At 64.1% G+C, this 24209-nt stretch carries 19 protein-coding genes; 11 read left to right on the top strand and 8 right to left on the bottom strand.

The genetic code is table 11. The features are described from left to right. Positions 1 to 554: 554 nt before the first annotated feature. Both AC1DVS_RS18845 and AC1DVS_RS18840 read right to left on the bottom strand, forming a co-directional pair. Positions 555 to 1439 carry an MBL fold metallo-hydrolase gene (locus AC1DVS_RS18845; protein WP_478025708.1) on the bottom strand — a complete coding sequence of 295 codons (885 nt, stop codon included), beginning with the start codon at positions 1437 to 1439 and terminating at the stop codon, positions 555 to 557. A gap of 113 nt (positions 1440 to 1552) precedes the next feature. Further along, positions 1553 to 3955, bottom strand: a complete 2403-nt coding sequence (locus tag AC1DVS_RS18840) for a TonB-dependent receptor (protein ID WP_478025706.1) — start codon at positions 3953 to 3955, stop codon at positions 1553 to 1555. A gap of 299 nt (positions 3956 to 4254) precedes the next feature. Here AC1DVS_RS18840 and AC1DVS_RS18835 point away from each other — a divergent pair, with 299 nt between their 5' ends. From AC1DVS_RS18835 to AC1DVS_RS18790, 10 genes are all read left to right on the top strand, one after another. Further along, on the top strand, positions 4255 to 4548 hold the full coding sequence (locus AC1DVS_RS18835) for a hypothetical protein (RefSeq protein ID WP_478025458.1): 294 nt from the start codon (positions 4255 to 4257) through the stop codon (positions 4546 to 4548). Positions 4549 to 4719: 171 nt separating this feature from the next. After that, entirely contained in the window at positions 4720 to 5802 is a 1083-nt protein-coding gene (locus tag AC1DVS_RS18830) for a putative urea ABC transporter substrate-binding protein (protein WP_478025457.1), read from the top strand. Between the two features lie 55 nt (positions 5803 to 5857). After that, entirely contained in the window at positions 5858 to 6673 is an 816-nt protein-coding gene (locus tag AC1DVS_RS18825) for an ABC transporter permease (RefSeq protein WP_478025456.1), read from the top strand. Then, the gene (locus AC1DVS_RS18820) at positions 6670 to 7452 is read left to right on the top strand and encodes an ABC transporter ATP-binding protein (RefSeq protein ID WP_478025455.1); all 783 of its coding nucleotides are present in this window, start codon (positions 6670 to 6672) and stop codon (positions 7450 to 7452) included. Before AC1DVS_RS18825 ends, AC1DVS_RS18820 begins: the two co-directional genes overlap by 4 nt. A gap of 9 nt (positions 7453 to 7461) precedes the next feature. Beyond that, positions 7462 to 7941: a CopG family ribbon-helix-helix protein gene (locus AC1DVS_RS18815; RefSeq protein WP_478025454.1), complete on the top strand. Its 480-nt coding sequence runs from the start codon at positions 7462 to 7464 to the stop codon at positions 7939 to 7941. After that, a complete protein-coding gene (locus AC1DVS_RS18810; protein WP_478025453.1) occupies positions 7938 to 8762 on the top strand; it encodes an urea amidolyase associated protein UAAP1 in 825 nt (274 codons plus the stop codon). Before AC1DVS_RS18815 ends, AC1DVS_RS18810 begins: the two co-directional genes overlap by 4 nt. Before the next feature lie 17 nt (positions 8763 to 8779). Next, complete coding sequence (locus tag AC1DVS_RS18805) at positions 8780 to 9415, top strand: urea amidolyase associated protein UAAP2 (protein WP_478025452.1); 636 nt, start codon at positions 8780 to 8782, stop codon at positions 9413 to 9415. Beyond that, a complete protein-coding gene (gene uca / locus AC1DVS_RS18800) occupies positions 9412 to 13014 on the top strand; it encodes an urea carboxylase (protein ID WP_478025451.1) in 3603 nt (1200 codons plus the stop codon). The genes AC1DVS_RS18805 and uca overlap by 4 nt, the downstream gene beginning before the upstream one ends. Further along, positions 13011 to 14774 carry an allophanate hydrolase gene (atzF, locus tag AC1DVS_RS18795; RefSeq protein WP_478025450.1) on the top strand — a complete coding sequence of 588 codons (1764 nt, stop codon included), beginning with the start codon at positions 13011 to 13013 and terminating at the stop codon, positions 14772 to 14774. Before uca ends, atzF begins: the two co-directional genes overlap by 4 nt. 66 nt (positions 14775 to 14840) lie before the next feature. Continuing rightward, positions 14841 to 15746, top strand: a complete 906-nt coding sequence (locus AC1DVS_RS18790) for a Vgb family protein (protein ID WP_478025449.1) — start codon at positions 14841 to 14843, stop codon at positions 15744 to 15746. A 45-nt stretch (positions 15747 to 15791) separates the two neighbouring features. On the opposite strand, the gene AC1DVS_RS18785 is transcribed toward AC1DVS_RS18790, so the two are convergent. The 5 genes from AC1DVS_RS18785 to AC1DVS_RS18765 form a co-directional block, all read right to left on the bottom strand. Next, positions 15792 to 16118 carry a UrcA family protein gene (locus tag AC1DVS_RS18785; protein WP_478025448.1) on the bottom strand — a complete coding sequence of 109 codons (327 nt, stop codon included), beginning with the start codon at positions 16116 to 16118 and terminating at the stop codon, positions 15792 to 15794. Positions 16119 to 16241: 123 nt separating this feature from the next. Next, positions 16242 to 16643, bottom strand: coding sequence for a hypothetical protein (locus AC1DVS_RS18780; protein ID WP_478025447.1), 402 nt, complete (start codon positions 16641 to 16643; stop codon positions 16242 to 16244). Positions 16644 to 16655: 12 nt separating this feature from the next. Next, positions 16656 to 18233 (bottom strand): sulfotransferase family protein, encoded by a 1578-nt coding sequence (locus AC1DVS_RS18775; protein WP_478025446.1) that lies wholly within the window; start codon positions 18231 to 18233, stop codon positions 16656 to 16658. Next, positions 18230 to 19201 (bottom strand): sterol desaturase family protein, encoded by a 972-nt coding sequence (locus AC1DVS_RS18770; protein WP_478025445.1) that lies wholly within the window; start codon positions 19199 to 19201, stop codon positions 18230 to 18232. The genes AC1DVS_RS18775 and AC1DVS_RS18770 overlap by 4 nt, the downstream gene beginning before the upstream one ends. 88 nt (positions 19202 to 19289) lie before the next feature. After that, a complete protein-coding gene (locus AC1DVS_RS18765) occupies positions 19290 to 20228 on the bottom strand; it encodes a LysR family transcriptional regulator (RefSeq protein WP_478025444.1) in 939 nt (312 codons plus the stop codon). A 321-nt stretch (positions 20229 to 20549) separates the two neighbouring features. Between AC1DVS_RS18765 and AC1DVS_RS18760 the strand changes: the two genes are divergently transcribed. Next, complete coding sequence (locus AC1DVS_RS18760; RefSeq protein WP_478025443.1) at positions 20550 to 21332, top strand: IclR family transcriptional regulator; 783 nt, start codon at positions 20550 to 20552, stop codon at positions 21330 to 21332. Here the strand turns inward: AC1DVS_RS18760 and AC1DVS_RS18755 are convergent. Next, a complete protein-coding gene (locus tag AC1DVS_RS18755; RefSeq protein ID WP_478025442.1) occupies positions 21329 to 24043 on the bottom strand; it encodes an exo-rhamnogalacturonan lyase family protein in 2715 nt (904 codons plus the stop codon). The two genes, AC1DVS_RS18760 and AC1DVS_RS18755, sit on opposite strands and share 4 nt — an antisense overlap. Positions 24044 to 24209 lie beyond the last annotated feature (166 nt).

The following is a 24209-nucleotide window of genomic DNA, read 5'->3' as shown; positions in this document are numbered from 1 at the left end:
CGCAAACAAGCCCGCGACCCCACCGAGAAATTCGGAGCGGGCTGCGCAAAACCTGCTCCGGCGACCGGAATGCGCTGGGTCGATTCAATTGTGGCTGAGAGTGTGCGAGGGCATGAGCGGGCGGGATGCTGTCTCGGTTCCGCGCTGCTCTTTGACATGACCGTTTTTGTATCGGCCAGCCCGGCGGCGCTGCCACGGCAGCCCTGCTGCTCGCCCCTGTTATAGCCGCTGTTCCCAGCTGTTATTCCGCTGTTATTCCGCTGTTATTCCGCTGTTATTCAATAACAGCGGGATCGCGCGCAAGCTATTGATAATGTGCGATGAAATCGGCCAGAAATCCGACGTAACAGCGGTGAAAAATAAAAATTGCCGATAACAGCGAGGAACAGCGGGAAATCTCATTGCTGGACGCAAGCCCCGTGGCTCGAAACAGCCTGCGCAAATCTGGTGATCCAGATTCATGCTCGACGCTCTAGCCGATCTACGCGAGCAACACGGGCGCGCCGGCATCGGCCATATATGAAAGGCGCATCTGCTTCCGCGCGCCTGTTACGTCACTCCGCCCGCGGCGCCACCGGGTAGATAATGAAGTGATCATGGACCTGGGGCTGGTCCGGAACGTCGAGCTTCGCCTTCAGGCCGGTCTGCAGTTCGCCGATGCTCGCGGCGGGCAATTCGAGGGGATGCTCGTCGGGATGCGTCGGCGCTTCGTGCGGATAATCGCGTCCCGGCGTGCGCGTCATCTCGATATGGGCGCCGAGCGCCGCACGGATGGGATGAGTGGTGGCGAAGGCTGCCAGACGATCGATGCTGGCGCGGTCGTCGGGCATGAAATTGACCGGTACGTACAGGCGACCGGGATAAAGCGTGTCGCCGGAGAGCAGGATCTTCAGCCTGGCATCATAGACCATGATCGCGGCCGCCTGATGCCCCGGCGTCGGCAGGATATCGAGAATGCGGCCGCCGAGATCGAACCTGGCGCTCTGCTCCGGCCATTTCCGAATGCCGAAGAACCCCGCCACGTCGGCCGGCTTGAGCCCGACGACGATGGTATCGGGACGATCGCGGAACGCAGCGTCGCCGGCGATGTGATCGCCATGGCTATGACTGTGCGCAACCACGAGCTGGATGCTGGTGCGATGGTGCGCAGCCAGCCATTCCGTGATGAGACGGTCGACTACCGGCCTGATCTGCCCGTCCTTGGCGCCGGTATCGACCAACAGCACCTTGTCGTGCCCGAAGATCAGATAGAGGAATGGTGCCTCGAAGTTCGTCTTGACCGACTGCCGGATGACGAACGTGTCACGGTCGAGCGACTGGACCTGAGCAGCCGGCTCCTGCGCCAGGGTACCGTCAATCCAGCGTTCCTTGAATAACCCGGGGAGGGGAGCGCCCGCGGCTCCGGCGAGCGGAGCGCCGCAGACGAGCAGGCCCCCCAGAACGATTCCGGCGATCCTGAGCGATCGGTTGATTGCGGTGTCGAGTGCCAACGCGTCTTCCCTCCTGTCGGTTCGGGGCGCTGTCTTGCGGAACAGCGCCCCGTCCGTTTTCATCAATATTTGAACCGGGCTTCGATACCGAAGGTGCGCGGGCTGATGACCGTCTGCTTATAGTATCGCAGCACCACGCCATCGTTGATGCCGATGCGCGATCGATCATTGGACACAGAGGCCACAGCGTATTTGTCGAAGATGTTGCTCGCGAAGAGGCCGAGGCTGTACTTGTCGGTTTCGTAGAACAGTGATGCGCGGTGCAGCACATAGCTGGGAAGCTTGTCGCCATAGGCACGATCCCAGCCAAGGCGGGTCACGACGTCTCCGCGATAGGTCGCGGTCCAGTCGCCGATGAGATTCCCGGCCATGAACGGAATGGAGTAGCTCACACCCAGGCTTCCGCTGTTCTTGGATGAACCGGGAAGGCGATCGCCGGCAAGCGCGTCCAGCTGGATCGGCGAGCTCGGATAGGTCGCCGCCGGGCTGTTGACCGCGATGATACCGGGTACGTTCTCGGTCAGTCGGGCGTTCGTGTAGGAATAGGTGCCCTGTATCGACAGGCCCCGGACAGGCCTTGCCTGGAACGATGCCTCGAAGCCCTCCGACTTTGCCTTGCCACCATTGACGGTGATGCCGACAATACCGTTCACAGTGGCGGAATCGACCTGAATGCCTGCCCACTTGATCTGGTAGACGTTGAAGTTGAACGTCAGCTTGCGATCGAAAAACTGGGTGCGGATTCCGATCTCGGCGTTTTTGGTGGTGTCCGGACCAAATTGGATTTCGTTCGGCAGCGCGCAAACATTCTGCTGGTTGGGATTCAGTGGCAGCACGCATGGCGCGACGGTGTTCGGGCCGCCGATGCGATAGCCCTTGCTGTATGTCGCATAGACCATGATGTCTGGCGTGAATTTGTACGATGTGTTGAACTTCCACACCCAGCCGCTTTTCTTCGACGTTCCGCCCGCGGGCGCGAGGTCATAGGGACTGACCGGGTCGCCGAGCAGCGGGAGCACCGCGCGGCCGGAGACGTCAGACGTATAGCCGAAATAACGCGCGCCAGCGGTCACCTGCCATTGCGGTACCACGGTGAACGTGCCTTCGCCGAAGATGGCTTTCTCGGTCACTTTCGACTTGTTGAAGGAATTATATTCGACTTCGCCAGGATTGGGCTGGGTTCCGAATGCCACCCAGGGATGGTTGGGCACATGCTCGGTATATTCGCGGAGCCGCTTCTGCGAATTGTAGAAACCGCCAAGCACCCACTTGAACGGACCGCCATGACGCGAAACCAGGCGGACTTCCTGGTTGAACTGCTTGCGGCGATCGTCGGACTCATTCCAGCTCGAAAAGGCCGGAAATGACTCATAACCATAGTCGAGGTCGAGCAGCAGATCGGTATTATCGGTCTGGGTGTCGTTCTTGACGTCGGTATAGGCGGTGGTCGCCACGACATCGACGATGTCGGCGATATTGGCATTGATCTCCATGCTGCCGAGGTGCGCGCGACGCTTCACTGGCTCTGCGTAGCGGCCAGCGCTTTCGTAGCGGCCGGTCCCGAGCACGCCGGCGCTGTTATACTGGCCGCCCTCGGTCTTGGTCTGCTGGAACACGTAGGTGAAGTTGACCTTCAGGTCTTCGTTGAGCTGGAAGAGCAACTGGTTGCGCGTGGTGAAGGTCCTCTCGAAATTGAGATCCTTGCGCTTGGTCAGGTTCGCGGCATAGCCGGCGGGCGACACGCTGACCGGTCCGCTTGGCTGCGGCAGCGACACACCCGGCGTCTGAAGCAGCAACGGATAGTCGATGAAGCCAGGATCGTAATAATAGCCCGTAGCCGAGCGGAACGCGATATGGTCCTTCAGGATCGGGATATTGATGACGGCGTCCGCTTGATAGCCAGGCCGGCTGCTATGGCTTTCACCATAGAAGCGGCCATGCACCTCGCCCTCGATCTTGTCGGTGTTGGGGCGATTGGGGATGTTGCGGATGGCGCCGGCCAGCGTACCGAGGCCGTACAGAGTGCCCTGCGGCCCGAGCAGGGTTTCTACCCGCTCGATATCGAGCAGCTTGAAATCATAATAGAGCGGAACTTCGCCGAGATAGACGCCGAGTGCGCTGTCATACGAATTGCCGGTGGTGCTTGAGTCCGACGCATTCAGGCCGCGCAACACGATGGTTCCGGTCGAGCCCGGACCTGTGTCCGCAATGGTCATGCCGGGCGTAAAATCGGCGACATCGCGCACGTCGTCGATCCGCTCTCTGGCGAGCTGTTCCTGGCCGACCGCGCTGATGTTGATCGGCGCGTTCTGCAGCGTCGTCTGGCGGCGGCTGCCGGTCACGACGATGTCGTTGGAATCGCCCTGAGCGCCGCCGTCAGCGGGCTTTTCCTGCGCGAATGCCGATGTGGTTCCGACGCCCATCAGCATGGTTGCGCAAAGCAATGTGTTGCGAATCAATCTCATAGTCACTTCGACCCCTTGCTATTAGCCCGTCGAAAAGTGACATCCCCCCTTATTGGCGCTCTGACTGAGCCGGCGCCTATTCAGTGCATTCCGTCTTAAAAACCCTGTGGTACCTGCCGCTGCGCGCGGCGGGCTTGCCGAAGCTGAGCCGAGCCCGAAGAAAGGTCGGGTATGGCGGGACGGTCGCATGACCGACCAAACCAAGCCGGCGAACGGCGATGGCGGGCAGCGGATTGCCCGAGAAATTAGCGTTGCAGACCAGCTTCCGATCCACCGAACCCCCCAATTCCCAGCCAGCGATGACCGGCGTTGTCGAACCCCTTCTTTTGCGCCGCGTCACGAAGCGGTCATCAAAAGGTATGGATATTACAGAATACGTCAAGCGTAATAATTTTGCAGTTGCTCAGTATGAAGAGAAAGTGTGCTGCACCGCACAAAATCGCCTTTTATCAAAAGGCACGCGCTGGTTGCCGCGCCGCGTTACCGAGCACGACACACGCTTCCAATCACCGCGCCGCCATCCGAGCCCCGAATCGGTACAAGTCGAGTCGCCGCAATTGTGGTTATGCGCGAATCGGGGGTCGCTCAGGTGAGCCGGCGGTATCAGGCATCTCGCGCCGCCTCCGGGATCGATCGGCAGGGGAGCTAACGTCGCCAAAGCCAGCATCGCGCACAGATTTATTACCTAGCTTATGATCAGTAATATTTTCGATGGACAAAGCGATTGATTGCAGAGATGCTGCAATGCGAAAGGGGATCGAATCATGATCAAGCGGTTTGGCAGGGCGAGCGCAATGGCGCTGATGGCCGGAGCGCTTCTGGTCACGTCGTGTTCCCAGGCACCGGGCGACAAGCCCGCGCCGCGGCACGAGTTCAATATCGGGTGGTCGATCTACGCCGGCTGGATGCCCTGGCCTTATGCCCAGCAGGCCGGCATCGTGAAGAAATGGGAGGATAAATACGGGATCAAGATCCACATCGTTCAGGTGAACGATTATGTGGAATCCGTGAACCAGTACACCGCCGGCAAGTTCGACGGCGTCACTGTCGCCAACATGGATGCGCTTACGATCCCGGCCGCGGGCGGCAAGGACACCAGTGCCATCATCGTCGGGGACTATTCCAACGGCAATGACGGCATTCTTCTCAAGGGCGCTGACCAGCTCAGCGCGATCAAGGGCAAGCAGGTCTATCTGGTCGAGCTGTCGGTCTCCCATTATCTGCTGGCGCGCGGGCTTGAGACGGCCGGCATGAAGTCCACCGACGTCAAAACGGTGAACACGTCCGATGCCGACATCGTCGGCGCCTTTGGCAGCCCGGATGTCAAAGCGGCTGTCGCCTGGAACCCGCAGCTTTCAGTGATGAAAGCCCAACCGGGCACGAAGCAGGTCTTCAGCTCGGCCGATATTCCTGGTGAAATTCTCGACCTGATGGTCGTCGACACCGCCACGCTCAAAGCCAATCCGAACCTCGGCAAGGCGCTCGCCGGGATCTGGTACGAGACGACGGCTCTGATGAATCGCAAGGACGCCAAGGGCGCGGAAGCCCGTGCGGCCATGGCCAAGCTGGCCGGCTCGACGCCCGAGGCGTTCGACAGCCAGCTCGCGACGACCTATCTCTATTCCGATCCCAAGGCCGCCGTGGCGGCGACATCGGCGCCGTCGCTGATAAAAACCATGACGCAGGTGCGCGATTTCAGCTTTTCCAAGGGGCTGTTCAAGGGCGCCTCGTCCGCCGGCGCGGTTGGCATGGCATTCCCGGGCGGGAAGACGCTTGGCGATCCAAATCACGTGACGCTGCGCTTCGACGAAAGCTTCATGAAGCTGGCGGCCGACGGCAAGCTCTGATCGCGTCGCCGGTTTTACGCTCCATGTTCGGCCCTATCAAAGGTGATGTGACGACATGCGCTGGGTGAATCGTCACGTTAGCCGGAGCCAGCGTATCCTTCTGGGCGCGCTGCCGATCCTGCTTCTGCTGCTGCTGTATATCGTCATGGCGGCGCAGCGCCACGCCGAGAACCCGGCGGACAAGATCCTGCCATTGCCCAGCGGCATGGCACAGGCCATGTCCGCGCTGCTTTTCCAGCCGGACCAGCTTTCCGGCCAGTTGCTGTTCTGGGCCGATACGCTGGCGAGCCTGCAGCGGTTGGGTATCGGGCTCGGGATCGCTACCCTGACGGCGCTCGTCCTGGGGCTGGTGCTGGGCGTCCTGCCACCGGTACGCGCTACTTTGGGGCCGCTGGTGACGGCAATCGCGGTCATTCCGCCGATCGCGCTCCTGCCGATCCTCTTTATCGCTTTGGGACTCGGCGAAACCGCGAAGATCGCCCTGATCGTCATCGGCATAGCGCCCGTCATGGTGCGCGACATCATTGCCCATGTCAGCGCCTTGCCGCGGGAGCAGATCGTCAAGGCGCAGACACTGGGCGCAAGCAGCTGGCAGATCATGATCCGCGTCGCGCTGCCGCAGGCCATGCCGCGTCTTCTCCACGCGATGCGTCTGTCGCTCGGCCCGGCATGGGTGTTCCTCATCTCCGCGGAGGCGATCGCGTCCGATGTCGGCCTGGGCTACCGGATCTTCCTCGTTCGCCGCTATCTCGCGATGGATGTCATCATCCCCTATGTCGCGTGGATCGCCGTGCTGGCGATTGTGGTGGACGCGGCACTCGTCTTTCTGAGCGAGCGCCTGTTCCCCTGGGCGCATGGAGCGAGCCATTGAGCTCGCTGCTGAGCCTCCGCAACATCTGGGTCGAATATGGCGACAAGATCGTCCTGGAGCGGGTCGACCTCGACGTCGAGGCGGGCTCCTTCCTCTCGATCATCGGGCCTTCCGGTGCCGGCAAGAGCAGCCTTTTGCGCATCATTCTCGGCCAGGAAGTGCCGACCCGGGGAACCATCTTCCTCGATGGGACGCCGCTCACGCCCGAGTGCGGCCCGGATCGGGGCGTCGTCTTCCAGCGCTACTCGGTGTTTCCGCACCTGTCGGTGCTGCGCAACACGGTTTTCGGGCTCGAATGCGCGAAGGCACCGTTTTCGGCGCGGCTGTTCGGGGCGGCGAGGCGGGCGGCGATGGACGAAGCGACCGAGATGCTGAACGCAGTCGGTCTGAGCGACAGCCTCCATCTCTATCCCGCGCAGATGTCGGGCGGCATGCAACAGCGGCTGGCGATCGCCCAGGCACTGGTCAAGCGCCCGCGCATTCTGCTGCTCGACGAGCCGTTCGGCGCGCTGGATCCCGGTATCCGCGCGGACATGCACGGGCTCATCACGCGGCTTTGGCGCGACTATTCGCTCACGATCATCATGGTGACGCACGACATCCACGAGGCCTTTGCCCTCGGAACCCGGGTGATCGCCCTCGACAAGCGCCGTCACGACCCGCACGCGCCCCACCGCTTTGGCGCGACAGCCGTCTACGACCTTCCGCTCCGGAACAAGACTGATCGCATCGGCGGCGAACGCGCTGTTATCGAAAATGAAATTATTCCAATTGGTTGAGGACTGGACATGAGTACCGAACCCGCTGGCCTGGCCAGGCTGAGTATGAGCCTTCCCGGCGATCTGTTTCGCCAGCTGGACATGATGGTGGAAGAGCGCGGCCTGCCGTCGCGCTCCCAGCTCATGGCGGAACTGATCCGCCAGGCGCTTGCCCAGCACGAAGCGTTCACCCGGCCCGACGACATGCTCGCCGGTACCATCACGATGGTCTATCGCGGCGATCGCGGCCGCGTGCGCCATCAGCTCGCGCAGACACAGGCCCGTTACCTCAAGGAGGTCATCTCCTCCCAGCACGTGTTCCTGGAGGATGACCAGTCGCTCGAGGTTCTGCTGGTGCAAGGCCCGGCCGTGAGGCTGAAGGAATTGTGCGATGCGCTCAGGCGCGTCCGCGGCGTGCAGCAACTCGAACTCGTTGCGACCACGGCCCTCCTGCCGCCCCTGCATGAGCAGGAAGGCGAGACCGCCAAAGCTGCGGGAGTCGCCGCATGACCGATACCCTGGCGAATCCACTGGCTGCGCGCGACCATGCGCGCGGCATGGCAGGCACATTGGTGGAAGCGATGCCGGTGCTGCCGCCCGTCGCGGATGACCTGCCGGCCGGCGTGCCCGCGGACGACCTGCTGTGGGAAGAGACGATCGCGGCGGGCGGCTATGCCACCCGGCGCCTGACGCGCGGCGCTCGCCTACGGCTGATCGATCTCAAGGGTGACGCCTGCGCCTCGCTGCTTCTCTTCAACGCTGAGATGCCCACCGAACGGCTCAACGTCGCGGACACAGTGAAGGTGCAATGGAACGCGTATCTCGGCCAGGGCAAGCTGCTGCTGTCGGACATGGGCCGCGTCCTCATGAGCATTCTGCAGGACGATGCCGGCACCCATGACAGCTTTTGCGGGACCTCGAATGCCGCAACCAACGCAGCGAAATATGGCGACGGCAGCAATAGCGGGCCTTGCCCGAGCGGGCGCGACCGGTTCCTGCTCGGCGTGGCCAAACATGGGCTTCAGCGCCGCGACGTCCACCCCTGCGTGACTCTGTTCAAGGGCGCCAGGATCGAAGCCGATGGGGCGATCGTGCCGCAGATCGGGCCGTTTCCGCCGGGCCGGACCGTGACCCTGCGCGCGGAAATGGACGTGATCGTCGTCATCGCGAACTGCCCGCATGTTCTCGATCCGCGCGACGAATGGATGGTGACGCCGCTCCGCGCGACCGCCTGGCGCGGCCCCGTCACGCCCACCGACGACCCCATCCGCAACGCGACACCCGAGGGCCTGCGCGCCTTCGAGAATGTCGAAGATTATTTCCGCCGTTAATCAAGGACCATGCCCGAATGAGCGTTGATCCCCATCTGTCCGGCCTTTCCGGCACCGTCGCCCACGACATCGTCGTGCCCGCGCGCGCGCCCTGGCTGCACCATGTCGCGGCTGGCCAGACCCTGCGTATCGTCGACCTGGAGGGCAATCAGGCCGTCGACTTTCTCCTCTACGCCGCCGCCGACGATGCGGAGCGCTACAGCGCTCAGGACACAGTCGCGGCTCAGGGCAATCTGTTCCTCCGCGAGGGCACGGTGCTGCGCTCGAACGAAGGCAGGCCGATGATGACCATCGCCGCCACCTCAGTCGACTATCACGACACGATCGGCGGCGCCTGCTCGTGTGAATCCAACACGCTGCGCTACGGCCATCACACCAAGGCCGAGCATGCCTGTGTGGAGAACTTCCTCGAGGCGAACCTCTCCGAAGGGAGAGGCAAGCGCGACATCGTCTCCAACATCAACTTCTTCATGAACGTGCCGGTCGAGGAAGATGGCTCGCTCGGGATCGTCGACGGGATATCCGCGCCCGGGCTGACCGTGGACTTGCGCGCCGAGATGGACGTCGTCGTCGTCGTCTCCAACTGCCCGCAGATCAACAACCCCTGCAACGGCTTCAACCCGACGCCCGTCCGGATGATCGTGACCGCATGACTTTCAACACCGTTCTGATCGCCAACCGCGGTGCAATCGCTACCCGCATCATCCGCACGCTGCGACGCATGGGCCTGCGCTCGGTCGCGGTATATTCCGAAGCGGACGAAGGTTCGCTTCACGTGTCCCAGGCTGACGAGGCCGTCTGCATCGGCGGCGCGCGCGCATCGGAGAGCTATCTCAACATCGCCGCGATCCTGGATGCGGCGCGGAAGACGGGCGCAGGCGCCATCCATCCAGGTTACGGCTTTCTCGCGGAGAATGTGGATTTCGCCGAGGCCTGCGCTGCCGCCGGCATCGTGTTCATCGGCCCCACGCCGGACAATATCCGCACCTTTGGCCTGAAGCACAGCGCCCGCGCGCTCGCCGCCGCCCATGACGTTCCGCTCGCGCCCGGCACGGATCTGCTCACGGACGAAGCCGAAGCTGTGCTGGCCGCGCGGGACATCGGCTTCCCGGTGATCTTGAAGGCGACCGCCGGCGGTGGCGGCATCGGCATGCGCATCTGCGAGGACGAGGAGGCGGTCCGCGAAGGATTTGCCGCCGTGGCGCGCCAGGGACTGGGCAATTTCGGCGACGCCGGCGTCTTCCTCGAACGCTATGTCAGGCGGGCCCGGCATATCGAGGTGCAGATCTTCGGCGACGGCAAGGGCCGCATCATGCCGCTCGGCGAACGCGATTGCTCGCTTCAGCGCCGCAACCAGAAAGTGGTCGAGGAAGCGCCCGCCCCGCTATTGCCCGATAGCGTGCGCCATGACCTCATCGCAGCCGCTGTCCGGCTTGGCGAGGCGGCGCAATACCGGTCGGCGGGCACGGTCGAGTTCCTGTACGACGCCGGGCGAGAGCAGTTCTTCTTCCTGGAGATGAACACCCGGCTCCAGGTCGAGCACGGCGTCACCGAGGAAGTGATGGGCATCGATCTCGTCGAATGGATGATCCGCGGCGGCGCTGAGGATTTCGCCTTTCTCGATGCCACGCCACCGAGGCCACAGGGTCACTCCATCCAGGTCCGCCTCTACGCTGAGGATCCGGCGCTCGACTATCGCCCCACATCAGGCACACTGACCGCCGTCGAATTCCCCGCTGATATCCGGGTCGAGACCTGGTGCATGGCGGGCAGCACAGTCAGCGCCTGGTATGACCCGATGCTGGCCAAGCTGATCGTGCACGCGCCGAGCCGAGCGGAAGCGGTTCTGGCCATGCAGGCGGCTGTCGAACATAGCCGCGTCGACGGGATGGAGACCAATCTGCGATGGCTCCGGGAGGTGGTGCGGTCGCCGGCCTTCGTCAGCGGTGAGGTTTCGACCCGCGTCCTGGACGACATCGCCTACACGCCCCGCAGCATCCGGGTAGTCAGCGGCGGAACGGCGACTACTGTGCAGGACTGGCCGGGTCGGCAAAGGCTCTGGGCGGTCGGGGTTCCCCCGTCCGGGCCGATGGACGACCAGTCCTTCCGTCTCGGCAACCGGCTGCTCGGAAACCCGGAAGGGGCGGCGGGCCTGGAGATCACCTTCACCGGGCCGACCCTGTTCTTCACAGCGCCCGCGCGCATCTGCCTGACGGGCGCAGATTTCGGCGCGACGCTCGACGGCGTTCCGGTACTGCGCGGCGAGGCAATCACTGTGGACACTGGCCAGACGCTCGCGCTTGGCCGTGCCTCAGGTGGCGGCATGCGGGGCTATCTGCTCGTCGCTGGCGGGTTCGACATCGCGCCGTATCTCGGCAGCCGCAGCACGTTCGAGCTCGGCCAGTTCGGCGGCCATGCCGCGCGCCGGCTGCTCGCTGGGGACACGCTGCATCTTGCTGGCGAGGCCACGGGCGAGCCGCTTCCTTCGGTGCAATTACCCGAGCTGTCGACCGACTGGACCATAAGAGTACTCTATGGCCCGCACGGCGCGCCCGACTTCTTCACGGACGAAGATATCGACGTGATCGTGACCGCCGAGTGGCAGGTCCATTACAACAGCAATCGCACCGGCGTCCGGCTCGTCGGACCGAAGCCGCGATGGGCCCGTGCGGACGGCGGGGAGGCGGGTCTGCACCCCTCCAACATCCACGATAATGCCTATGCCATCGGCGCGGTCGATTTCACCGGCGACATGCCGATCATCCTCGGTCCGGATGGTCCATCCCTCGGCGGCTTCGTCTGCCCCTTCGTGATCATCGCCGCCGATCGCTGGAAGATCGGACAGTTGGTCCCCGGCGACAAGGTTCGCTTCGAGCCCGTCAACATCGCCGACGCGACCATGGCGGACACCTTGCAGCGCAAGCTGATCGAAACGGGTGCGGTGCCCGGTACGGGGCCGGCCCGGCCATTGGATACGCTCTCCCCGATCCTTGCCGAGATCGCCGAACGGCCGCGCTCTCCTCGAACTGTTTATCGCCAGCAGGGCGACCGGAACATTCTCGTCGAATATGGCCCGATCGTGCTGGACATCGAGCTACGCATCCGGGTGCACGCCCTGATGACGGAGTTGGAGCGGCTCGCGCTGCCCGGCATCATCGATATCGTCCCGGGTATCCGCTCGCTGCAGGTTCACTTCGATGGTGCGGTGCTGAACCAGCGCGAGGCGCTGGCCGCACTGATCGCCGCTGAGGAGCGGCTGGGGGATCTCGAGGACTTCACCATCCCCTCCCGCATCGTCCATCTGCCGCTCAGTTGGCGCGATCCGGCGACCATCGAGACGATCGAGAAATATATGGGCGCCGTCCGCGCCGACGCGCCCTGGTGCCCGGACAACATCGAATTCATCCGGCGGATCAATGGCCTGCCTGATGTCGCCGCGGTGGAGAATTTGATCTTCGAGGCGAACTATCTCGTCCTCGGCCTGGGCGACGTCTATCTTGGCGCGCCTGTAGCGACCCCGGTCGATCCACGACACCGGCTCGTCACGACCAAATATAACCCCGCACGCACCTGGACGCCCCCCAACGTCGTGGGCATCGGCGGCGCCTATATGTGCATCTACGGCATGGAAGGTCCGGGCGGCTATCAGCTCTTCGGCCGGACCATCCAGGTCTGGAACACGCATCGCCAGACCGATGCCTTTATCGAAGGAAAGCCGTGGCTGCTGCGGTTCTTCGACCAGATCCGCTTCTATCCGGTGAGCGCGGAAGACCTCACTGACTGGCGCCGCGATTTTCCAACCGGCCGGCGCTCGATCCGCATCGAGGACTCGGAATTCCGTCTCGCCGACTACCGCGCCTTTCTCGCGCAGAATGCGGAGCCGATCGCTACCTTCGAGGCACAGCGGCAGGTCGCGTTCGAAGCCGAGCGCAGCGACTGGCAGCGGCGTGGCGAGTTCGATCGGATCACTGATCTGGCTGAGGTCGAGGCGCCGCAGGCGGGCCTCATCGAAATCCCCGATGGCGCTGATCTGGTCGAGGCGCCCTTCGGCGGCAGCGTCTGGAAGCTGCTCGTCGCGGTCGGAGATGATGTGAAAGCCGGCGATACGATCGCCGTTCTCGAAGCCATGAAGATGGAATGTGCCGTCAGCAGTCCGACCGCGGGGACGGTTGCGGCGCTTTACGTCCGGGAGACCCAGTCGCTCCAGCCCGGCGCGCCGATGGTCGCGCTCACGAGGCGCGCAGGCTCGTGACGGAGCGTCGCAATGCAGCCGCAATCGCCGCCGCCGTCAACGCGGGACGGACGAGCGCGGTCGCGGTAGCCGAGGAGACGGTGGCGCGGATCGCCGCCTATGATGCCGTCCAACCGCAGATCTGGATCAGTCGGGCGACACGCGAAGAGCTCCTCGCCGCGGCCCGCGCCGCCGATGCGCGGGTGGCCGCCGGAGAAGACCTGCCGCTGGCCGGCGTCCCCTTCGCGGTGAAGGACAATATCGACGTCGCTGGGTTCGAGACCACAGCGGCGTGCCCGGCCTTCGCCTATCGCCCCGATGCCTCCGCGGCGGTCGTGGAGCGATTGTTGGCGGCGGGAGCGCTTTGCGTCGGCAAGACCAATCTCGACCAGTTCGCCACGGGACTGAACGGCACCCGCAGCCCCTATGGCAGTCCCCGCAACGCCTATAATCTCGCTTATGTCAGCGGCGGATCGAGCTCAGGCTCGTCGGTTGCGGTGGCGGCAGGGCTGGTGCCTTTCGCGCTTGGGACCGACACTGCGGGCTCGGGCCGTGTTCCCGCTGCCTTCCAGCACCTGATCGGCTTCAAGCCGAGCAAGGGGCGCTGGAGCACGCGCGGTCTGGTGCCGGCATGCCGCACGCTCGACTGCATTACTGTCTTCACTGAAGATACGGGGGATGCACGTCTCGTCGACCAGGTGATCGCATCGTTCGATCCGGCCGATCCCTATTCGAAGGTGCTGGCGGACCGGCCGCTCGGTCGCAAGACCATCGGTGTCCCGCGCCGCGACCAGCGTGTCTGGTTTGGCGATGCCGAATCCGAATATCTCTACGACCGCACGCTCGAGACGCTCGCGGGACTCGCGGACGTCGTCGAGATCGATCTGGAACCGCTGAAGGAGACCGCGCAGCTCTTGTATAGCGGCCCCTGGGTGGCTGAGCGGACCGCCGCGATGGCGGGTATCCTGTCCGAAAACCCAGACGCCGTCGACGCGACTGTCCGCACCGTTGTCGAACCGGGTGAGACAATAAGCGCTGTCGAACTGTTCAACGGCATCTATCGCCTGGCCGAGCTCAAGCGCCATGCCGACACCCTCTGGGCGGATATCGACCTGCTGGCGTTCCCGACCACCGGCACGACCTACCGCGTCGCCGAGCTCCTGGCGGCGCCGGTCACACTCAACAGCGCTCTCGGCTTCTACACCAATTTCGTGAACCTGCTGGACATGGCTGCGGTCGCCGTGCCCGCCGGGACGCGCGCCAACGCCACCGGCTTCGGCATCACGCTGATCGGTCCGGCGGACAGCGATGTCGCGCTGCTGGATGCGGCGGATGCGTATCTCGCCGCCGCCAATCTTCCGTCACCACCACCACTCGATCTGGAGGGCAGAATGCAGACCGTGAAACTCGCCGTCGTCGGCGCTCATCTGAAGGACATGCCGCTTCACTGGCAGCTCACCTCCCGCGACGCGAAATTCGTCGGCGCTTTCGAGACCGCGCCGACGTATCGGCTCTATGCGATGGCGGACAGCGTGCCGCCCAAGCCCGCTTTGGTCCATAGCGAAGATGGCGGGGCGATTGCGCTCGAAGTCTATGAGCTGGGCGTAGCCGAATTCGGCAGCTTCGTCGTCGAAGTGCCCGCTCCGCTCGCCATCGGCACGGTGACGCTGGCCGACGGCAGCAGCGTGAAGGGCTTCGTCGCCGAGCCGCGCGCACTGACCAATGCCGAGGACATCACCAGCCTCGGCGGGTGGCGCGCCTATATCGCCCAGCGCAGCTGACCGCACACCAAAAGCAGCCATCACGGATGAAAAGGGGACGTCATGCATAAGCTCAGGGGAATGGTCATGGCAGTAGCGGCGGGCTGCGTTTCGATTGCGTCTGCTGCGGGAGCGCAGGGTGAACAGGTCATCACCGTGCCGGGCTTTGCCGACTTTCTGGCGGTCGACGGAGATACGGTCTGGGCGACGAACCACGGACGCGTCGAGCATTGGTCCAGGCAGGGCAAGATCGCCGAAGTGCCCATGTCGAAGCCCTGCGGCGGCATGGTCATCTTCCGCCATGCGCTGTGGGTCGCCGATTGCAAGGATGGCACTGTCGTCCGGATCGACACGCGCACCGCACAGAAGACCGCCACGATCGCCACCGGCATCGCCAATCCAGCCGGGGAAATGAATGTCGTCGCGGGGGCGGGGTCGGTCTGGGTCGCAACCGAGGAGAAAGGCGTGGTGGCCCGAATCGACCCGCGGACCAACAGCGTGACGGCCTCCATCACGGTCGATCCCGGAACCTATTATCTCGCATTCGGCCTTGGATCGCTCTGGGCTGTCAGCAGCAAAGCCCAGTCAGTTCAGCGCATCGACCCCCGGACCAACGCCGTCGCCAAGCGCACGGAGCTTGGCAAGGAACCTGGATTCCTTGCCGCCGGTGCAGGCGCGGTGTGGGTTCAGGAGCAGGGCGACGGCACCGTCGCTCGCATCGATCCCAGGAGCGGCGAGCTATTGGGCCGCGTGAAGGTCGGGGCGGTTGTGAAATATGGAGACATCGACACGGGTGGCCGAATGGTGTGGCTGCGGACCACCGAGGACCAGACCTTCGCCGTGATCGACCCGAAGACAATGACGGTTCTTACCCGAGTGGGAAAGCCGGAAGGCAGCGGCGCGCTGCGCTATACGCATTCGGGCATCTGGACATCGGCCCATGACGTTCACACCCTGACCTGGTGGCCCAAGCCGTCCCAGTTCAAGAAATGACTCGTCCGCAGCCCGGGCTCCGGGCTGCGGAACGAGGCTGATAGCTTAGCGGGCGGATGTCACAGGCACCGACGAAGCAGTCGCGACGTGCGCATTACGGGTTTCGATCTGGGCACGGACATCGGCGATCACTGCCGTGCGGCACTCCTGCGCCTGCTGGTCGAGAGCAAGGTGCACGCTTGCGAGACGATCGCCGCAAACATCGCGTGCGACCCGGTCCATGCGGATTGCGAGGCGCTGCTGGCCGTCGGCAGTCGAGAGATCGAGTCCCTTGAGATTGAGGATCGCCTTGTCCTTGGCGAAAGGATTGTCGGTGGCGGACGCCGAGCTCGCAACGGCGAGCAAGGCCAGGGCCAGGAGGCCAGTTTTCATCATCTTCTCCTATGCGTAACGAGCGTCGCTCTGCGGCGACTGAAGTCCACATAGGCCCAGGCATGGAAAATTACAACAGATTGGCGGGTTTTGTAGTTTTATTACTTACCATGGCTTTGGGTATTACTTGGCGCTGACGACCAGCGCGAGGTCCTCGACCTGCCCCAGCAATCCGATCGGGAGATCCACCTCGGCCGTGGCATCGGTCCGGGTGCCGGCATCCACCACTGAAACGACAATCGTTCGCGCGAAAGGCGCGGACCATTTGCGTACGGTGTCGACCGGCACGCGGACGCGCCAGTTGCGAGCGCCCTCGGCGGAAACCGCGCGTCCGTTGATGCTCACCATCGATGCCGCGTTCGTACGGCGCCCGGTCACGAGCAGGCAGCTGCCAGTCTCGCAGGCTACCACCCGCGTCCTTGGCTCAGTCGCGGCCCAGGCTGGCGCGCAGAAGCCAGCCAGGCCGGCGACAAGCATTGCAGCCAGCCCCGATGTCCGCGCGCGAGAGTATGGGGGCAGGGGCATGGTGTATTCTCCTCAGTCGAGATCGATGCCGGCGTCTTCGAAGAAGCGCTGAACGGGTTCCAGAACCGCGGCATGCCGCTTCCACCGCGCGACCGAGTCCCGGTACATCGGTCGGCGGACCTGCGCGGCGCTTGGGGTCGAAACGGGGGCGTTGTTGGTGTGGAACGACAGGCAGTCGTCCGACCAGGCAAGGCCGCAATGGGCCAGGAGCCGCCGGCTTTCCTCTTCCTGGTGGGCGACCAGATCCTCATAGCGTATTTCGATCACGCGGCCCGGGAGGGCCTCGCGCCACAGGCTCATCAGCCGATCGAAGCGGACATAATAAGCGGCGATGTCGAGAAGGTCGTAGCTATAGTCGTAATAGCGCGAGCTGACCGCGAACAGATTGCGGAAATTGCTGAGCACCGTGTCCATCGGGTGTCGGCGCAGGCACACGATCTTCGCTGAAGGCAACGCCTGCGCGATGAACCCGGCATAGAGGAAATTGCCCGGAAACTTGTCGGTGAACCTGAGCGCCGGGTCGCGCCGGTGATGACGGGCGCGCTGCAGATAGTCGTGCCCGACAGCCCCCATGTCACTGATCGTGGCGGCGGCGATCGTTTCCGGATCGATGACCATGGGGCTGGGCGTGCCGGCCGCCTTCTTCACCGAGAGCGGCATCGCCTGCAGCTCGCCCGCGCTTTCGACCTCGGGATGCGACGAGAGGATGCGGTCGACCAGCGTGGTGCCGGTGCGCGGCATGCCGATGATGAAGATCGGCGCGTCCGCAGGTCTCTCGGTCGCCGGCGCCGCCGCCTGTTTCGGCCAGTTCGCTTCAATCGCGTCAAAGACTGCGGCATCGCGCGCGAAGGTGTAGGGCAGGGACCTGCGATGTTCGGCGTTCGCCGCGCAAAGCCTGTCCAGCGCCTCGTCCGGCTGGCCTACATCCTCCAGCTCTTTCGCAACGGCATAGCCCAGCAACAGTCTCTCGCGCCCGTCGCGGGATTCGGCATGTGTCCGAAGGAGGCGCTCGACATGATTGCACCCGGGTGTCTGCTTGCGCAGGCTGGCGAGGAGGTGATGGGCGCGGGCATCATGCGGCGCGAGCGCGATCAACGTCTCCAGCGCCGCCTCGGCCTCGTCGGTCCGCCCCAGGAAATTGAGGGTCGTCGCCAGATTATAGCGATATCCGGTGTTTCGGGGTTCAAGCTCCACCGCCTCGGCAAAATGCGTGAGCGCCGCCAGATGGTCGCCAAGCCGGGCATAGACGCAGCCCATCGTGTCCCGGCTGAGCGCATCGGCGGGGAGGGCCTGTTCGGCATCGTGGAGCGTCGCGGCCGCATCGCCATCCCGCCGAACGAGCGTGAAGAGCTTGGCGAGGTGCGCGCGATATTCGCCCTGTGGATCGAGCGCCACCGCCTTGCCGACATGCTGGATGCCGGTCTGGACGCGACCGGCGCCGGACGCAGCGATGCCCAGGAGGAAGTGGCCCTCGGCATCCCTGGGATTGTTGGCCACCAGCGTCGCGGCGAACCGGTGGGTCGTATTGAGGTCGCCGCGAGAAAGTGCGCTCCGCGCCGCGCTGATCTGTCCCGAGCGCAGGGCGGTCATGCGGTCGCCGTGCCTCCCGCGCTATCCAGCGGATCGCCGCTCGAGGTATCGCCGAGCTCGAGCGTACAGGTCGCCGGCGATCCGTCAGCGGAGGCAGATGCTGCTCGACGGGCCTTGTAGGCATCGATCATCGACTGGAACGGAAACAGCGTCTGCTGCCAGACAGACAGGCGCTTGCGGTCGCCCTGGCCCACCAACACGCCTTCGCCTTCGCGATAGGTGCCGAACATGCGATCGAGCAGGATCAGCGAATTGCCGAAATTGGAGCGCGTGCAGTCATAATCGGTCGAATGATGCAGGCTGTGGTGCCGGATCGTCGTGAAGAAGAAGGAGTACCAGATCGGCGGATCGGAGCGCACATTGGCGTGGGCGAATGTCGACACCACACTCCCTGCACCATAGGCGGCGAATATGGCGGTATTGTCGAGGTCGAACAGCGCAACCACGCTCAGCGTGATCAGAAACAGCTCGATGGGATTGCCGACGGCGCCCTTCGCCGCATTCAGCTGGGTGATATGATGATGCGGCGCATGGGTGAGCCAGAACGGATGCCAGTTATGCATCAGCCGGTGCATCCAATATTGGCCGAACTCGATCAGGCAGAAGACCAGCGCGACCTGCACGATCCAGGGCATATGCATGGCCCATTGGGTGGAAATCCCCAGCGAAGTCTTGACGGCCTTCAAAGGGTCTTCGGCCAGATGCACCGTGACCCAGGAGATCACGGTCGCAGTCAGGACGTTATAATAAAGGTCGGTGAAGAATTCCCGCCAGTTCATGCGCCAGCCGGCATGCCGTTCGTTGACGAATTCGAGCAGCAACACGGTCAGCGTGATGAGCGGCGACACCACGATGAGAGTCCAGGGGCTTTTCAGCATCGCCTCCGGACCATAGGCCCAGAACATCACCACCACCGCGAGCATCGCGGGGGGGATGTGGTTGAAGATCGTATTCTTCGTGCTTTGCATCACCGCAGCTCCATTCAGAGCTGTCAGTCTGCGTTGCGCTGCGTCATCAAGGGAGGGGCAAAGTTGCGATGAAAGGCATAGATTTAATCTATGGTCTCTGCTTTGCGCGCACCCGCCTGATGACCTCGTCCCAAAAAAGCTGCGTCGCTGTGTCCCGCGCCGGCTGAGCGCGTGCGAGGAGGAAAATGTCATAGAATGGCTCGGCATCGGCGTGAAGCAGGGGCCAGAGCCGGCCCTTGGCTACATCATCCTCGGCCACGTAGATCGGGAGGAACCCGATGCCGACGCCGTGGACGATCAGGCGACGCGCCTCGTTGATGTCCTCCGCCAGCCCGTTCACCTCAGTGCCCAGCCGATAGCGGCGGCGCAGCTGGGTGATCAGTTCGATCTCGTCATCGCCGGTCAGCACGAACCCCTCATCCTTGAGTTCGTTGAACCGGCTCACCCGGTACCCGAAATAGGGATGGCTTCGCGCGCAATAGAGCTGCTGGCGCTCTACCAGCAGCGGTTCGTACATCAGGCTTCCGCGAACGGCGCTGTCATAGCCGACGCCGATCTCGACTTCACCGCGTTCCAGCGCATCGAGCACCTGCCGCCAGGGCGAGACGCGGATCTCGATATGGATCTCGGGATTGCGCCGGTGGAAACTGGCAATGGCCTCGTCGAACTCGACCGACACCAGCCCCGACACGATCTGGATGCGGACGATGCCTTCGACCCGCTTCGTCGCCTGAGCGATCTGGTGTGGCACCATCCTGGCAGATTCCAGCATGTCCTCGCACAGTGCCATCATCGCCTTGCCGGCCGCGGTCATCTCCACACCGGTAGCCGTGCGGCGCAGCAGGCTGGCGCCGACATGATCCTCGAGCCGTTTGAGTGCGGCGCTGATGCTCGGCTGCTGCCGGTTGAGCTGTCGCGCAGCCGCGCCGATGCCGCCGGCCCTAACGATATCCACGAAGGTTCGCATCAGATTCCAGTCGACCCGGTTAGCGAACTTCTTGTCAGTCAACGGCGTCGGATCGCTCATGCATCGCCTTTCCTTGCCCGGCCGCCCTGCCGCCCGGGCATGCCTGCGCAATCACGGATCGCACGGGCTCATCGCCTGGTCATAGATGAAATTGATGCAGAATGGGATAGCGTGGGGTCTAGCCCTATGCCTGCCGGATCAATCCTGCGCACCTGGGTTCGAATCCGGGAACGCATCGATCGTGGCTACCGCGCGCGGCTTCCGTTTCCTTCCTCGGACCGCTAGTGGCAGAGCGGGGAGGAAACGATCTCATCCCGCAGTCCCCAGGGAAACTCATCAGCATTCACCAGTGCGCTGGCGCTAGCGCGGAGATGAAATTCGATGCCGAAAGATACCGACGTCAAGGATCCTGACGCTTCGCTAAAGGGCGCGCAATCGCTGCTGCGCGCGTTGGATATTCTTGACCAGGTCATCAACGGCCCCGTGAAGTCGGCTGACCTGGCGCGAAATCTCGATCTCACGCGATCGACGACCCATCGACTTGCCCAAGCCCTGAAGGCGCGCGATTATCTTGCGATCACGCCGGACGGCTATTCGCTGGGTCCGAAGCTTCTCCAGCTCGGATCGTCGGCGCAGGAGCAGACCGACTATGTGCGGGTTGCCAGGCCGCATCTCGAGGCACTTTCGGCCGAAACCGGATATTGCGTCTTCCTGGGCAAGCGTGAGGGCGACTGGTCTCGTCATCTGGACCGCGTGACCGGGCGGCAGCGCCTCCGGGTGGCGACGGCGCCCGGCGATCGACGATTGATCGTGGAGACCGGCATCGGAAAGGCGCTGCTGCTCGACCAATCGGAAGACGCGCTCACCAAGTTGTTCCAGGCCGAAAAACCCCAGGCCAGCGCGAAGACGCTGAACGATTGGCTCGGCGCCATGCGTGAGAACAGAGCGCGGGGCGTGGTGCTTCACGAGAGCGAGGCGGGCGACTTCGTCCGATCCGTTGCGGCGCCGGTGAGGAACGACAAGGGCAATATCGTGGTTGCCATCAGCATCGCCGGAGCAGCGGCCTATCTGACGGACAAGGTCGTCGAGGAGCTTGCCGATCCCGTAAAGGCGGCGGCGGCTGGCATCGGTGCTTCCCTTGGCTATCGAGCGTCCACCGACTAGTCGCGGCCGGAATCGCCCAGCCGCCTGCGCCCGGGAGCGTCGGGCGCGACAATCGGCACGTGATCGAGCGCTTCGGGCACCAGGGCCAGGCACTGGATCGCCGCCAGCCCCCATTGCGCCGCGGCGTTGGTCGACACGCCCGGCCATTCGAGCACACCATCGACCATGTGCCGCGGGTCGCGCGGCCATGTCCCGAGCCCGGCATCGCCCGACAGGAACTCGCTGGCCGCGCGGGTCGCAAGCGCTGCATCTCTCTCCTCGAACGCGGCATAGGCGGTCAGCCGCGAATGCCCCTCGCGCAGGTTGCGGGGCCCGAACGGCGGCCCGAACTTCGCCAGATATTCTGCCTGCGGTGCGTTGTACCAGCGGCAATAGTCGAGCCATGCGGTGCGATAGGCGGGAATATCGAGCAGGCGCAGCAGCTCCGAGCTGACTTCCACCGCGCCAAAGACGGCATTGAGATGGGACAACCCGATTCCGCGTTTCTGGTCGATGAAGCGGCCGGTCGCCAGTTCGAACGGCGCGCTCCCGGTCATCCAGCCGTGCGGAAGGCGGCCGATCGTTTCCAGCCCCATGACGATCCGGTCGCGCCACCCGGTGTTCCCGGTTCGCTCCCACTCGGTCAGCCAGGCCGCGGCGAGGGGGCACCAGGTGGTGCCGAAGGCCATCTCGACAGTGCCGGGCGGCAATTGCGGCTTCTTCGCTCCGGGGACCTTTCGTCCGATCTCGACACTGGTCAACGCACGATCGGAGGTGATGAGCGCCCGCATCAAATCGCCGACCCGCTCATCGGCGGTCAGATAATAATAGATGCGGCGGTAGCTGGCATTGCTCACGCGCGGTTGCTTTGAGCTGTCGCTCCAATGTTGAACGCCGTGGCGCGTGCCGAGCCCGGCGAAACGTCCGCTGTGATAAACGTCGACCTCGCTGGTGTGGCGCGTCATCGCTTCGGCAAGGCGCCAGGTTTGGGCGTCACCGGTTCGGAGCGCCTGATACCATAGCCACAGGTCGGGCGAGAGCTCGCTATTGTCCCAGGCGAAACCGCCAATGTCGTAGCGCCAGCGATGGCGGTCGCTGTCATAGGTGTGCATCACATCGCCATGGTTCCAGAAACCGTACCAGGAACGGCGATCGACCTCACCGGCATAGAAATCGACCAGGTTGGAGAGCTGGTTTTCGACCACGGTCCGGTTGGGCGTCGAGCGGTCGGGAAGGCCGTAATCGGCGAAAACGCCCGAAGCATGGAGGTGTGCGGGTGCGGCCATCAATTGCGGCGGCTGCGCCTGAGCGGCGGCCATCGCCGTCAGTGTGTCGTGGTCGGGCGTGGCGGGCAGCGCCCACAGCATCAATTCGCTGGTGCGTGCGATGCCCGAGGCGTCGTCCCAGCCGGGTTCATAATCCTCATAGGTGACCGAAAGCCCCTCATTTTGCGCGTCATACCCCTCCATTCCCATCGGGCCGTGATAGGGGCGCAGATCCATGGCGGGCGCCGCGGGCGACCAGAGCCAGGCGGTCAGCTGCGCGGTGTCGCCCGTGGCGCGGTCGATGTGCAGCGCGGTCGGATGGCGCTCCCAGAAATAGCGCACGCCGATCGCGGCGCCTCCGGCTGGTCCGCCGACATAGGCAAGGCCCGGAGCGCGGCGCCCCTCCGCCGCGTCGATCCAACCCTGATCGGGTCCAGTGCGCTTGGTGAGCGCCCAGCCATTGGCGGTCGGCTGCTCCAGGCGAAAGTCGCCCCAGGCGGGAATGCGGTCCAGCGTCGAGCGGACGGCTTGCGTCATCTGGTCGAGCGGGGGTGCTGCGTGGCCGGCAATCTGGGCGTCGCGAAATGCCTTGCCGGGGTCGCGACGCAGGCCGGTCAGCGGGCGGACACCTTCGGCGAACATCTGGCCATCGGTTGCAATGCGGACGTGACGATCATGAAGCGCACCCCGCATCGGCACCGCCGCGCTTATGCCGAGCGAGGAAAGGAAGTCGCGGCTCGCGCTGCCATCGAACACGACCGAGTGCACGATGCGCAAGCCGGTCGACCCGGCATAGGCATAGAGGCGGACGGCGAAGGGCATCCAGGCGCGCTCGCCCGACATATGGTGACCATCGATCCGCACCACCGCACGGACCGGCCCGCGCTGCTCGACTGTCACCGTCTCGATCCTGCCGGTGAAAACCGTGTCGGCGCCGTGGATCGGTTCGTTGCGCGACGACCCGACCAGTGAGACGGGACCGAGCACCGTCCGGCCGCCCTGCGTCGCCGAGCGGATCAGGGCATCGCCGCCCTTGGCGATCTCCCAGGCGAGGTCGCCGATGCGGATCGTGATCGTGGCGTTGCTCTCCGTGACCACAACCGGCTGGGCTGGAGGCAGAGGCCGGCCGCGCGTGACGGTCAGCGCGTCCGGCGACAGGTCAGCCGGAATCGCATGCGCGGTCCATTTGACCGAACCGTCGGGCCAGGTCGCGGTGGTCCAGCCCTGCGATGGCACCGGCTTCCCCGCGCCATCCAAAATAGTCAGCGGCGTGTCGCGCTTGACGGTCCCGCGCGGCCAGGCGACGCCAAAGGTTTGGCCGCTATGCGTTGCGGGCGTCTGCCCGTCGATCCAGCGCACTGGCGCGGGGACGAAACCAGCGATCGCGGCGTTCAGTCTGATCGGAAGCACGATTGTCACTCCCGCCAACAGACCGGCCTTCAGCGCTTCGCGACGGCTCAGCTTCATCTCTTTCTCTCCATCAACAGCTGGGACTGGCGGACGGCGGATAGACGGCGGGCTCCGAGCGATCCGCACCTCGGATCGGCCGTGCGAAGAGTGGCCGGTGTCGCGGGCCGTGTCGATCACTTGGCCTAGCATATCCCGAAATATAGATACAATGTCTACATATTGG

The sequence above is a fragment of the Sphingomonas sp. P3_C5 genome, assembly GCF_056402635.1.
The sequence above is the reverse complement of the archived record's forward strand: the minus strand, read 5'-3'. Positions and strand labels throughout refer to the sequence as shown.